At 59.2% G+C, this 12,180-nt stretch carries 8 protein-coding genes; 4 read left to right on the top strand and 4 right to left on the bottom strand.

Features of this window, described 5'->3' with window-relative positions:
- Positions 1 to 4: 4 nt before the first annotated feature.
- A complete protein-coding gene (locus ACO550_RS15805; RefSeq protein WP_315592775.1) occupies positions 5 to 2,131 on the bottom strand; it encodes an acetate--CoA ligase family protein in 2,127 nt (708 codons plus the stop codon).
- A gap of 321 nt (positions 2,132 to 2,452) precedes the next feature.
- Between ACO550_RS15805 and ACO550_RS15800 the strand changes: the two genes are divergently transcribed.
- Both ACO550_RS15800 and ACO550_RS15795 read left to right on the top strand, forming a co-directional pair.
- Positions 2,453 to 3,208 (top strand): hypothetical protein, encoded by a 756-nt coding sequence (locus ACO550_RS15800; RefSeq protein WP_315592774.1) that lies wholly within the window; start codon positions 2,453 to 2,455, stop codon positions 3,206 to 3,208.
- A gap of 71 nt (positions 3,209 to 3,279) precedes the next feature.
- Positions 3,280 to 5,409 carry a 3-hydroxyacyl-CoA dehydrogenase NAD-binding domain-containing protein gene (locus tag ACO550_RS15795; protein WP_315592773.1) on the top strand — a complete coding sequence of 710 codons (2,130 nt, stop codon included), beginning with the start codon at positions 3,280 to 3,282 and terminating at the stop codon, positions 5,407 to 5,409.
- A 61-nt stretch (positions 5,410 to 5,470) separates the two neighbouring features.
- On the opposite strand, the gene ACO550_RS15790 is transcribed toward ACO550_RS15795, so the two are convergent.
- The 3 genes from ACO550_RS15790 to ACO550_RS15780 all read right to left on the bottom strand — a co-directional run bounded on the left by ACO550_RS15790 (position 5,471) and on the right by ACO550_RS15780 (position 9,077).
- A complete protein-coding gene (locus ACO550_RS15790) occupies positions 5,471 to 6,511 on the bottom strand; it encodes an amidohydrolase family protein (RefSeq protein ID WP_315592772.1) in 1,041 nt (346 codons plus the stop codon).
- A 96-nt stretch (positions 6,512 to 6,607) separates the two neighbouring features.
- Positions 6,608 to 8,038, bottom strand: a complete 1,431-nt coding sequence (locus tag ACO550_RS15785) for an MFS transporter (protein ID WP_315592771.1) — start codon at positions 8,036 to 8,038, stop codon at positions 6,608 to 6,610.
- An 88-nt stretch (positions 8,039 to 8,126) separates the two neighbouring features.
- The gene (locus ACO550_RS15780; protein ID WP_315592893.1) at positions 8,127 to 9,077 is read right to left on the bottom strand and encodes a tripartite tricarboxylate transporter substrate-binding protein; all 951 of its coding nucleotides are present in this window, start codon (positions 9,075 to 9,077) and stop codon (positions 8,127 to 8,129) included.
- A 245-nt stretch (positions 9,078 to 9,322) separates the two neighbouring features.
- Here ACO550_RS15780 and ACO550_RS15775 point away from each other — a divergent pair, with 245 nt between their 5' ends.
- Positions 9,323 to 11,119: a dihydroxy-acid dehydratase gene (locus tag ACO550_RS15775; protein WP_315592770.1), complete on the top strand. Its 1,797-nt coding sequence runs from the start codon at positions 9,323 to 9,325 to the stop codon at positions 11,117 to 11,119.
- A 34-nt stretch (positions 11,120 to 11,153) separates the two neighbouring features.
- A complete protein-coding gene (locus ACO550_RS15770) occupies positions 11,154 to 11,918 on the top strand; it encodes a GntR family transcriptional regulator (RefSeq protein WP_485994899.1) in 765 nt (254 codons plus the stop codon).
- Positions 11,919 to 12,180: the final 262 nt, after the last annotated feature.

Below are 12,180 nucleotides of genomic sequence, written 5' to 3'. Positions count from 1 at the left end.
TCGCTTACTGAGCCACGCACGGCTTAACGGGGATAATCACGGCATCGGCAGCCACCACCCCCTCCGGAAGCACGAACAGCGGGTTGATATCAACTTCCGCTACACGCTCGCGGTTTTCCCATGCGAACTGCGACAGGGCGGCCAGGGCCTTGGCTGCGGATTCGGTATCGAGAGGTTTTCCGCCACGCGCGCCCGCCAGGATCCGCCGGCACTTCAGGCTGTTGATCATTTCCCGTCCGGTCTCGACATCAAACGGCGCAATTCGACAGGCTGTGTCGCCCAGCAGCTCTGCGTAGATGCCGCCAGCGCCTACGACTACCACCGGGCCGAAGACCGGATCGTTCACGACGCCAGCGATAAGTTCGAAGCCACCCTGGATCATCTCGGTAACCAGTGCTCCAGAGATCCGAGCGTTTGGCGCTTTCTGCCTGGCACTGTCCAATACACCCGCAATCGCGGTCTCCAGTTCCTGTCGCGTACGGATGCCGACCTTTACGCCCCCTACTTCCGTCTTGTGAGCGATGTCCGGAGAAACTACCTTGACGACGAGAGGGGCGCGCATGGTTTCGAAGACACCAGCTTCTTCGCTGCTCTGCACGATGACGTCGTTGGAAACCGGGATGCCGGCCTGACCAAGAATTCGCTTGGCATCGGTCTCGGACAGCGACGATAGATCGCTATCCGACAACACCGAGGATGCAGGCCGAGTGGCGTCCGCGGTTTTGGCGTTCTGCTGCTGTTGACGTTTCGCTGCGCCATAGTTCGCCAGCATCGCTACAGCATGAGCGGCGCGGGAAGGCGACGGGAAGACCGGGATTCGCGCGGCTTCAAACGCGTCAAAGGCATCTGCAACCAGTTCGCGAGGCGCCGAAGAGAAGACCAGCATCGGCTTACTGGTCGACTCGACCACGCGCGCCATGACTTCTGCCGCTGCCTGGCAACCAGCCTTCCCGGTCGTGGCCAGGTTGACGCACACTGCATCGACATTCGGGTCATCGAGCACCGCGCGCAGAACGGTGTCCAGCTTGTCGCGATTGGCCGGCGAGAAATACCCGGCGGTGAGGTCGACCGGATTGTGCACCGCACCGATGCTCGAAATGACGGTTTGCAAACGCGTTTGCGTCTGCTCGGTCAACTCGCAGAGCATCACCCCGTCTGGCTCGCCGGCATCGGCAAAGACAATTGCGGAACCGCCCGACACGCCGAGCACGGCGACACCAGTACCTTCCGGAGTCTTCTCGCCTTCCAGCGCCTTGAGGTAATCAACCGCTTGATGGATCTCCCGGATTTCGATAATGCCGCTCTGGGCAAAGAGCGCCTTATAGAAATCGTAGCTGCCGGTCATGCTTGCGGTGTGGGAGGCAGCGGCCTTGGCACCCTGCTCGGTAATACCTGCCTTCCACAGGAGAATCGGCTTCCCGAGGGTCAGCGCGCGTCGGCCAACCTCGAGCAGAGCCCGCCCATCCCGCGTGCCCTCAAGGTACGCAACGATGACACGCGTTTCGTCATCGTCGAGCAGTGCGTCGATAAGCTGAACAGTATCGATATCGCTTTCGTTGCCTGTTGCCACGACGTGTCGGAAACCGATCCCGGCGGCGGCACAGCCAAGCGCGATGCTGTAGCCGAACCCACCACTTTGCGTAACAAGCGATACGCCACCCTTCTTCAGCTTCGGTTCGCGAGTAATGCTGCCGAAGGCGGCATACACACCGTCATGGATGTTTGCAAAACCAAGGCAGTTCGGCCCGAGGACCCGAATGCCGGCAGCCTTGGCGATGTCGAGCATCCGTTGCTCCAGCACGATGCCCTCGGGACCGCTCTCGCGGAACCCGCCGCTAAGAATCACCACAAACTTGACCTGCTTCTTCGCGCAGGTTTCGAGCACTGCGACAGCACCCTGAGCGGGAACGCCAATCACCACCAGGTCAACCGGATCCTCGATATCGAGGACGGACGGGAAACACTTGTGTCCGTCGAACGCCTCGTACTTCGGATTGACGGGATAGATCTTCCCCGCATAGCCATTCTTGACCAAGGCACGCACAACTTGCGACCCGGGGCGGTTAGCGTCGTCCGACACGCCTACGACAGCGATCGACCGTGGCTGAAACAGAAACTTGAATTTGCTCATACGGATACAGGAAGAGGATTTCCCAAAGTGATGGTGATGTAACCCATGACGCCTTGGGTCATCCATGCAGGTTGTCGAACGGGGACTTCGGATGCGGCGGCGCCATGAAGCGAACTGTAGACCCGACCTTGATCCACGTCAATATTTTCGGAATACGTTCCACTGTTCGAAACCAAACAGATGACCGACAGGCATACCGAACGGTTTCACTGATTGGAACCCGTGCTATTTGGTAAAACTCGTGCTAGCATGATTGCACGGTCGGCGATTGGCTGGCCAGCGCAGAAGCGCGATCTGTCTTTTACCCATGGAGAGTTGCAGATGATCTACACCCGTAGCGGCAGCGACGCACTTGCGCAGCGCAGCGTTATCGTGTCCCCTGGTACTGGCAACAAGCACTGGGGGACCATTTTCTTTGGTCCCCGTTCGTCCAACTCCGCTGGCGTTGGGCCGCAAGCGACGATGTCGGAGCTCGATGCGAATGAAGCAATCGTTCCCCATTTTCACGGCGTAACGATGTTTCAGTGCTTTGTTGCCGGGTCGGGCACCATCGGCACGCGCGGTCAAACCATCGAGCCCCTGACCGTACAGTTCAAGGACCATCACACTGCCTATGGTCCTATCACTGCCGGTCCGCAAGGTTTGTCTTTCGTCGCCATGCGCATGTACACGGGCAACTCCGAGCCGGTGTATCTCGACAAGCCCGGCTATCGCGACAAGCTGCAACCGAGCAAGCGCCGCCACCTGCATTCGGATCCCGTACGTTTTTCCACTGCGCCGGTCATGAAGGCGCGCACGGAGGCAGCATGGGAAACGCTGTTCGACGATCAGGACGACGGCATGCGCGCGCGTGTGCTGCGCCTTGGCGCAGACATGCAGATTGAAGGCCCGGATCCGAAACGCGCCGCCGGCTACTACATTCTTGTAGGCAACGGCAGCCTGCGGCACGAGTCCGAAGAACTGCCGCTCTGGTCGATGATCTGCGTCGAACCAACCGAAGATAAGTTCGATATCCGTGCGGGTTCGGAAGGTCTGGAAGCGCTTGTCCTCGAGTATCCACGCGAGAACAACCGCTGATACCGGTATCGATCATTCTGATCCGGAGGCACAGAGATCGGTCCGGTGATGTACATAGTAGAGAGGCCTGAATGACACAGACAGAATTGGTGCACTACGGTGTGGAAGACGGAATCGCAGTAATCTCCGTCGACAATCCACCCGTCAATGCGCTCGCCCCTGGTATGCGGGAAGGAGTGATCTCCTTCCTGGAGACAGCGAACGGCGACGATAGCGTCGAAGCCATCGTGCTGATTGGGGAAGGAAGGAACTTCATCGCCGGCGCGGACATTCGCCAGTTCGGGCAAGCTCGTTCGGTCTCGACACGTACCAGCACAGCCGCTATCGATCGCAGTGCCAAGCCCGTCGTCGCAGCAATCCAGGGCTACGCCTTGGGCGGCGGGCTCGAACACGTGCTCGCCTGCCACTATCGCGTGGCTACCACTGGAGCGAAGCTCGGCCTGCCTGAAGTGACGCTAGGCGTCATTCCCGGTGGCGGCGGCACGCAGCGCCTTCCCCGCCTGGTCGGCCCCAAGAAAGCCCTCCAACTGATTCTGAGCGGGCGCCCGATCAGTGCGGAGGAAGCCGAGAAGCTAGGGATCATCGACACGCTGGTACCAAAAGGGGAACTGCGTCGTTCGGCAATCGAGTTTGCCAAAGCGATTTCCTCGAAGCGTCCATTGCCGCGCGTACGCGACCGGAACATCGACGTCGACGCCGAGAGTCTTGCGACTATCATCGCGGATGCACGCAAAGCGGAAGCGAAGAATGGCCAGCTTCTGCCCGCCAAAGACAAGGCAATCGCATGCGTCGAAGCGGCTGCCCGACTCAGCTTCGACGAAGGCTTGGCATTTGAAGAACGAGCCTTTGCCGAACTTGAAAACTCGCCCGAAGCGAAGGCATTGCGATATGCGTTCTTCGCCGAAAGGGAAGCCCGCAAGGTTCCGGAAGTCGACACGTCGAGCGTGGCACCCGTGAAGTCAGCAGCCATCATCGGCGCGGGCACGATGGGCGGCGGCATCGCCATGTGCTTCGCGGATGCAAACATCCCCGTAAAAGTCCTTGAAGCGAGCGCCGAGGCCCTGGAGCGCGGGCTTCAACGGATCCAGGACACGTATGCCGTAAAGGTCAAACGTGGCAGTCTGGCCCAAGCCGAGATGGATCGACGCCTTCAACTCATCGAAGGGGTTCAGGAATATGCGGCGATTGCCGATTGCGACGTCGCCATCGAAGCAGTATTCGAACGCCTGGACATCAAGCAAGATGTCTTCCGCAAGCTGGACGCAGTACTGAAACCGGGCGCTCTGCTGCTCACGAACTCCTCCGCCATTGACATCGACGCAATCGCCGATGCGACTTCGCGACCAGGCGACGTGGCGGGGGCCCATTTCTTTGCGCCGGCTAATGTCATGAAACTGTGCGAGGTCGTGAAAGGGCCTCGCACTCTTCCCGCAACTATCGGTCGCACGATGGAGATGGGTCGGGCAATCGGAAAGGTTTGCGCGGTCGCTGGCTCTTGCGATGGCTTCGTTGCGAATCGGAGCCGTGCCCCCATGATGGCAGAGATGATGCTCATGCTTGAGGAAGGGGCCACGCCGGTTCAAATCGACCGGGTAATGGAGCAGTTTGGATATCCGAAGGGACCCTTCGCAGTCAACGATATCTCCGGCCTGGACGTGAGCTATGAAGGACGCAAGCGTCGTGCCGCAGCGGATCCGGAGTATCGAAAACTCCATGTCCCTGACCGCCTCGTCGAGATGGGTAGAAAGGGGCAAAAGACCGGTGCCGGCTGGTATCGATACGAGAACGGCGACCGCACTCCGATGGTGGATGATGTGGTCAATCAGGTCATTGCTGAGATCGCCAAGGAGTTCGGCATTCCGCAACGGGAGTTTTCCGACGAAGAGATCCTTCAGCGCGTTCTCTTCGCCTCGGTAAACGAAGCCTGCAAGATTCTTGAAGACGGCAAGGCGTACCGATCGAGCGACATCGACGTGATGTGGCTCTTTGGCTTCGGATTCCCCCGGCACAGGGGCGGCCTGATGTTCTGGGCAGACACTATCGGTGCGACCGTCATCTACCGTGAAGTCTCGAAATGGCACGGGATGTATGGCAAGCGGTGGCGCCCATCGAAGCTCCTTCAGGAAGTCGCGGAATCAGGTCTGCGCTTCCGTGATGTAAAACCTGCGATTGTGGAAAGCGCCGAAGTCTCAGCCGCTTGACGCACGCTACCTAATCAAAGAAGGCGGTCGGTGCGACCGCCTTCTTTGTTACACCGGCTAGTCAGGTACCCAGACGATAAGTCCGTATTGCTGTGTCGCTGAAAAGGCAGTCGCGCTCTGCTGTTGTGTAGCTCGTCGTCAACTTCTTGAAGGCGTTCCAAAGAACGTGATAGCTAAACATTCCGCGGTCGACCGGGAAGTTGCTCTCGAACATGCACCTGGCCGGGCCAAAGATGTCGATGCACTCGTGAACGTAGATCCTCCACGCATCGACCAGAGTGTCTGACGACGGCGGTAACGGTTCCTGATTGAACCGAAATCCTGCGTACCGCATGCCAAGTCCGCCAATCTTGATGACCGCGTTGTCGCAGTCGGCAAGCAAACGCAAGCGCGCCGACCACTCCGAGAATACTTCCTCACGTGAATGCTCATAGGGGCCGATACCAATCGGTCCGCCAAGGTGATTGATGACCACTGTGAGGTTCGGAAACGACCGGCAAATATCCAGGACTTCGTCAAGCTGCGTAAAGAACGCCCAGAGATCCAAAGACAGACCACGTCTTTCGATGCACGCGATGGCTTCTCTAGCACGCGGATGCATCAGTATCCCTGAAGGAATGTCCAGCGGTCTTACCCGGCTGTCATGGTGCCAGACCACACTTGGCCGAATTCCCTTGAAGCGTTGACCGGCCGCCCGCATGTGGGCATCGAGCACTGCGTCCACCTGACTTCCCAGTAGCAAGTCCGTGGTCCCGACAATGCCGGCAGCTACGCGCACTGGTCCGTATTCTCCGCTGGCACTTTGGGCAGCCATGCCGTTCACGAACTCTGTTTCGCCGACCGGCTTCATCGCCTCGTCGCCGTCTGCCCGATACATCGAACGACATTGCACATGGACAGTTTGAGTAATGCTATGACCACAGGTAAAGTCGTCGATTGCCTCATCCAGGAGATAGCAATTGCCAGGCAGGTTCCAAAGATGATGGTGCGGATCAACGATTGGCAACTCGGGATCGACAACGTCCTCTCTTCGAAGAGCCAGCCATTCGGGATTTGCCCCTGGATGCGCTGACAGCGCAGACTTGATCGAACTATCGGACACAAGCAATCTCGCTTCTGGAATGAAAATGAGCTCCGACCGTTCTGGCGGAGCCCTCGGATCATTTTGCCGATCACAACAACGCCGGCAAAATCTCTGCTATGCGGCAACTTGCGCCAGGGATTTCTGATATGAACGGCCGGCCATGATGGCGACGAGGCTTACAAGTGCGATGAGCATTGTGTAGCCGTAGAACAGCCAGATTCCGCCGCCGTGCATCGCAATGAGGACGGTGGCGATAATTGGGAGAGGGCCCCCGAAGATGGCGCCGGACGCCTGGTAGCCCACTGAGAGCCCTGTGTAGCGCACGTTCGTTGGGAACATTTCCGAGAACAACGCGGCCTGGGATGCGTGACACGCTGCGTGGCCCAGTCCGAGCATCACGACATAGCAAACGAGCAGCCAGGGGTAGGCTTTGGCTTCAAGGGCAGTGAAGAACGGATAAGCCATGAAGGCCATGACAAGCAGTCCGCCGACGAACACCTTGCGTCGCGAGATTCGGTCAGTCAACGCGCCAAACAACGGAATCATGCACATTTCAGCAAACGCGCCGAGGCAAACTGCCGCCAGCATCTTTGACTGGCTGATGCCGAGCTTGGTTACCGCATACGAGACCATCGCGACGGCGCAGGCGTAGAAGAATGTATTGGGCGCCGCCTGGGCGAACATGATGGCGAACAATTGTCGGCGGTGTTGCTTCACCACCGTTGCCAGTGGCATTCCCTCGATATTTCCCGAGTCCTTTGCCTTCTGGAAGTCGGGGGACTCCATGACCTTGGTACGGATAAGAATCCCAACGCCAAGCATGAGTGCGCTGAGTAGGAATGGGATGCGCCATCCCCATGACATCAACGCCGACTGATCCATGTTGATGATCGCAAGGAATGTCGCGTTGCCAAGAAGCAGTCCCAGGAACGACCCGCATTGGGGCAAGCTGCCGAAGAATCCGCGCTTCGCCTTGTCCGCGTGCTCAACTACGGTAATGATCGCGCCGCCATACTCTGCGCCTACGGAGAGGCCCTGGATGACCCGCAACAGCAAGAGCAGTACCGCCCCGATGATTCCTGCGGTCTCATAGGTGGGAAGCAATCCGATGAGCGTGGTAGCCGCGCCCATGATGATGAAACTCCAAAGCAGCGTGGTCTTGCGCCCCACACGGTCCCCGATATGGCCGGCGATGATGCCGCCCAACGGGCGAACAACCCAGGCAGTTGCGAAGGTCATGAACCCCAGCAAGGTCCCGGTGGTGCTGTCAAACGAAGGAAAGAAAAGCTTGTTCAGGAAAAGCGCCGAGATGACTCCGAAGATGTAGAAGTCATACCACTCGATGGTGGCGCCAATGAATGTCGATGCGACAACGATGCGTCGCTGACGCGCCTGCGCTTTGGGCGTTCGGGTGTCCATGCCTGTCTCCTGTTGTCTTTGCGCGGTGCTGTGCCTGCCCGCTTCTTCCAGAAGACTGTAGCCACCCATGTTCATCACGTCAAGATTTAAGGAACCGGTTCCATTGTATGGAACCGGTTCCTTCATGAAAGATGTCGAAGTGTTTAAGCTGTGTGAACACACAGAACGCCAAGCGACAAGCCAAGAGCTTTGCGTTTGCTTTACTTGCGCTTGCTTAGTCCGCCTTGATGTTCGACTCCCTGATAACCTTGGACCATCGCGCGACTTCCGCAGCGATTTGCGCGCGGGCTTCTTCGGGGGTCGTGTAGGCAGGCATCGCGCCCTGCGCGACAAGCGCGCTCTTCACCTCTGGCTGCGCCATGACGTCCTTTAGCGCGGCGCTCAGTTTGTTGGCGATCGGGGCCGGCAGACCAGCCGGCGCAAGCAGCCCAAACATGGAACTGACCTCATACCCCGGCAGACCAGCTTCACTCGCCGTAGGCACCTCCGGCAAAACCCGTTGAGGCGTGGCCGTGGCCAAGGCACGCAGACGACCGCCCTTGATGAATGACTGGGTGGCAGGCAGTGTGTCGAAGACGACGTCCACCTGCCCTCCCATCAGGTCGTTTAGCGCCGGGCTGCTTCCCTTGTATGGAACATGCGTGAGATCAACGCCGGCTTGGCGCTTGAATAACTCGGCGGCCAGGTGCTGAGGCGACCCATTGCCCGACGATCCATAGTTCATGCCACCGGGCTTCGCTTTTGCAGCGGCAATGAAGTCAGACAGAGTCTTGCCCTTGACCGACGGCCCCACTGCGACTACCAGCGGTACACGTCCCACTACCGAGATTGGCGTAAAGCTCTTATCCATCGCGAACCCTGCCGTGGATGGCAGCAGCACGCTGTTGATGGCATGACTCGTCAAGGCACCCAGCAGCAGCGTGTAGCCGTCCGGTTTCTCTCTGGCGACATAAGCTGCGCCAAGATTGCCTGCCGCGCCGGCCCGATTTTCGACCACGACGGGTTGCCCTAACGACACCGTAAGCTTCTGACCTACGACCCGCGCGATCACGTCGGTCGCGCCCCCGGGGGTGTACGGTACGACGAGCTTGATGGGCTTGTCGGGATAGTCGGCCCTTGCGAGAGCAGGAAAGATCATATTTCCTGCGATGACCGCGGCTGCCATGAGAATGCTTCGGCGCCGCGGAGCCAGATTACTGAACGACGGATTCACGGAGTCTCCTTCCTTGTGGGCATGTGATTGGTTGTGCCTGGGCGCCAGCCAGGAACCAGCCCGAACTCTAGTCAATTACATTATTAATAATATAGGTGATATTACTAACGACAATCGTGCCAAGCTTCAGCTATGCTTAGGTCCTACGTAGCAGCAAGGTGCAACGTTTCTGTCCCCAGTACTCAGCAGGAAACTCAATGTCCAACGAAGACCAGACTCCCAAAGGCGCCGCTCCGCGCCATGACATCGCTCCCGAAGACGCTTCCACCGGCATCTCAAAGGGCCTTACCAATTACGGGGACCGCGGGTTTTCGCTGTTTCTGCGCAAGGCGTTCATCAAGGGAGCGGGTTACACCGACTCGGCGCTGGACCGCCCGGTCATCGGCATCGTGAACACCGGCAGCGCCTACAACCCTTGTCATGGCAACGCGCCCCAGCTCATCGAGGCCGTGAAGCGCGGCATCATGCTGGCGGGCGGCCTGCCGATGGATTTCCCGACGATCTCGATCCACGAGAGCTTCTCGGCGCCCACCAGCATGTATCTGCGCAACCTCATGTCGATGGACACCGAGGAGATGATTCGCGCGCAGCCGATGGATGCCGTGGTGCTGATCGGCGGGTGCGACAAGACGGTGCCCGCACAACTGATGGGGGCTGCCTCCGCAGGTATTCCCGCGATTCAGCTCATTACCGGGTCGATGCTGACCGGCTCACACCGCAGCGAGCGCGTGGGTGCCTGCACCGACTGCCGCCGCTATTGGGGCAAGTTCCGCGCGGAAGAGATCGACGCCGAGGAGATTGCCGACGTCAACAACCAACTGGTGGCCAGCGTGGGCACCTGTTCGGTGATGGGCACGGCCAGCACGATGGCCTGTATCGCCGAAGCGCTGGGCATGACGGTGCCTGGCGGCGCCTCACCGCCCGCCGTGACGGCCGACCGCATCCGCGTGGCGGAGCAAACTGGCACCGAGGCGGTTCGTATTGCGAAGGAGCGCCTCACCATCGACAAGATCCTGACGCCTGCCGCCTTCGAAAACGCCATGCGCGTACTGCTGGCAATCGGCGGTTCGACCAATGGCATTGTTCACCTGGCGGCTATCGCAGGTCGCCTGGGCTATGACATCGACCTCGCCGCCCTGGACAGAATGGGCCGCGACACCCCGGTGCTGCTGGACTTGAAGCCATCGGGTGACCACTATATGGAGGACTTCCACCACGCCGGCGGCATGGCGACCCTGCTGCGCGAACTGAAGCCCCTGTTGAACCTGGATGCATTGACTGTTACGGGCCGCACGCTGGGCGAGGAGATCGAGCGCGCCGGCCCCGGTTTCGCCCAGGAGGTGGTCCGTTCGCGCGACAACCCCATCTACCCGCAGGGTGGTATCGCCGTGCTGAACGGCAACCTTGCGCCCGGCGGCTCCATCATCAAGCAGTCGGCAGCGCATCCGAAGCTCATGGAGCATGAAGGCCGCGCTGTGGTGTTCGAGAATGCCCAAGACCTGGCCAATCGTATCGACAGTGACGATCTCGATGTCACGGCTGACGACATCCTGGTACTGAAGAACATCGGCCCGAAGGGTGCACCAGGCATGCCCGAGGCTGGCTACATCCCGATTCCGCGCAAGCTGGCTCGCGCTGGCGTGAAGGACATCGTCCGCATCTCGGACGGCCGCATGAGTGGAACGGCGTTCGGCACCATCGTGCTGCATGTCACACCGGAGGCTGCCGTCGGCGGGCCGTTGGCCCACGTCAGGAACGGCGACCGCATCAGCCTGTCCGTCTCGCGCCGCGAACTGAAGCTTCACGTCAGCGACGAGGAACTGAAGCGTCGTGCCGAGGAGAAGCCGGTAGTCGTGCCAACGGCAGACCGGGGCTATCGCAAGCTCTTCCTTACGACGGTCAATCAGGCAGACCAGGGGGTCGACTTCGACTTCCTGCGCGCGGTAGAAAACCGCGGCAAGGTGCCAGGCAAGAAGCCGGGCAAGGGCGAGTAACACCCGGAAGGCGGGCTCGGGAAAATAGTACACAATGACGGCTTTCATTCCGAATCGCACTATCGCACCGGGCTTGCCCGCCGGTGCGGCTCGCCCGATGCCCAGCTCTGAAATCCTCGCCTCCGCTTTTGACAACAGTGTTGAATCGGTTTTTGCCCAGCCAGACTCGTTGGGCGCCATCGTCGCGACACTGGAAGAGGACATCGTCTTTGGCCGACTCCATCCCAGAGAAAGGTTGGTCGAGGACGAACTGATGGACAGATTTGCCGTCAAGCGCCATGTAGTTCGGGACGCTCTCGCCGCCCTGGACCGCATGGGATTGATCGAACGCCGCAAGAATATCGGCGCCCTGGTCCGCTCGTTTTCAGATCAGGAAGTGAAGGAACTGTACGAAGTGCGAGCCATGCTCGAGACGGAAGCAGCCCGCCGTATCGATCTGCAGCTGGTCCCGTCACGCATCGATGCCTTGATTGCGATTCAAAGACGACATGACGAGGCTGTCGCTGCCGGAGACGCCCGCACGGTCTTCCGGGTAAACCTCGCCTTTCACCGCGAACTCTTTGCACTGTGCAGCAACCATACGTTGCAGAAGGCGATTTCGGAGTTCGCACGACAAACGCACCCGATTCGCTTCGCCTCACTCGTCTCACCCGAGTACAGGGAACGGGCTCGCAAAGAGCATTGGCAGATGATTGAAGCGCTTCAGGCTGGCGATATCAACACACTGGTCAGCCTCTGCGCAGACCACCTACTCCCGTCCCGCGACGCGTATCTCGACGCTCAGCAATACCGGCGGTAATTACATCGCGGAACAGTCCCTCCCACCGACGACCGAAACCACGTTTCACATCGTGGTATTTCGCTGAGTTTTTCCGCAGCGCCACTTCTCGGTCTCTGAAAACTCGTTTCGCATTGCGAAAAATAGTTTATAAGTCATTGAAAAATAACAATAAATAAAGTCTTATGTCTTATATAAGACCTTGTTGCAACGCGGCAAGGCAGCGCTAGAATTTGGTCATGCAGTTTCGCTTCGACAAACGCAGAAAAAACGCGGAAGCAGA

It is taken from the genome of Cupriavidus sp., assembly GCF_057315035.1.
The sequence above is the reverse complement of the archived record's forward strand: the minus strand, read 5'-3'. Positions and strand labels throughout refer to the sequence as shown.